Consider the following 1,369-nt stretch of genomic DNA (forward strand, 5'->3'; position numbering starts at 1 on the left):
AGCTCGACTTTATCCATTTTTAATTCAATCAAGCAGCGTAAACAGCAATATCTCTCAAACGCTCAAATAAAAGAAGAGGGACTTTTATCATTTGAGTGGTTTCGGAAGATGTGGAAAAAGTGCTAGCCCATAAAAATCGCCTAACTAAAGCCAGTGCATCGGAAAAAGTAGGCAAAGCTTTGGAGTACCAAATTGTTTGTTTCATTGTCCAAGAAAAATTAGCTTGTAAATGGTCTGCCAAAATCACGACCAAGGAAAATAATCCCAGCAATGTAGGTGTTGTACGAGCAATTGACTGGTCTGACCATTGCCGTTGAGTTTCCATTCCTAGATGTTTCCTCACTTCTTCAAAAGTTACTTCTATCTGCCAGCGACGTACAAACCACTGCAAGATTTGTTTAGGAGAATATTCTTGATTTGTAGATAACAAAGCCTGTGATTCAAATTTACCAAGTGGGTCACGTACTAATACCCAACGAATTGGAACTACAGGTAAACCTGTGTGATACCAAACCGCAGTTCCAGTGAAAACTTCTACTTGGCGTTCTCCTTCCCCGTACCAACGGTTAACCTTGATTATTTGCCATTGAGTTTGTGTATCTACAAGCACTTGCTCAAGATTGGGTAATCTTGCTCCTTTAAGTCGGGGTCGTCCCATCGTATTAGGAGTTCTTTCGGGTGCTGGCTCGTATAAAGCAGCATCCAAACGCAACCGAGTGATTATATGTACTGGCATTACAGCTTGGCTGACTGCGGCAAGGAGTTCCAGTGCAGCAAAACTACTATCTGCAACTACAACCAATTCTCTGTTCGGCAACCACCGTTTGACCTGAAATATGATCTGTCTTGCCCAATCGATCAGTTTTTTATGACGAAGCTTATACTGTTGGCTGTAACGTTCCGATGGTGCAAGAACTGTGAGAAAAGGTAATGCCCAAACACGCCCAGCCCAAGAAATTTCTACTAACAGCATCATTGATAACCATCGCAAGCCGCTAACCTTCACAACTTGACTGTTACTTGAACATACTGGGTCTCGATATATTCCTTTTGCCTTAATTTTCTTGCCTTTACGGCGTTCTATCGTATCATCTATTCCCATGATGATTGGCCCGCTTGGTAAAAACACTGTTACCATGAGCATTAATAAAATTCGGCTTGCTTCCAAACTTGACCAGACTGCGCGATTTAATACACGATGATAATTTTGGAAGTGTTCCTCCTGATTCAGTCCCATGACTACAAGTACCGAAGTAATGGTACGTTTACCTGTTGTTAAAATCGCTCCCATTACTAAAGTTTGGACATGACACCAGACTGGCTTGGTAAACAGCACCCTAAACGGTAGTAGGATACTAGCGATTTCAAA

Annotated in this window: 1 protein-coding gene; it reads right to left on the reverse strand. The window is 41.8% G+C overall.

Going from position 1 to position 1,369, the window contains the following annotated elements; translation table 11 throughout:
* Positions 1 to 28: 28 nt before the first annotated feature.
* Positions 29 to 1,369 (reverse strand): transposase (locus tag RMY64_RS36710; protein WP_322702691.1); only part of this gene is annotated, 1,341 nt, incomplete at its 5' end.

The sequence above is a fragment of the Nostoc sp. DedQUE08 genome, assembly GCF_034530895.1.
Taxonomy (GTDB): domain Bacteria; phylum Cyanobacteriota; class Cyanobacteriia; order Cyanobacteriales; family Nostocaceae; genus Nostoc.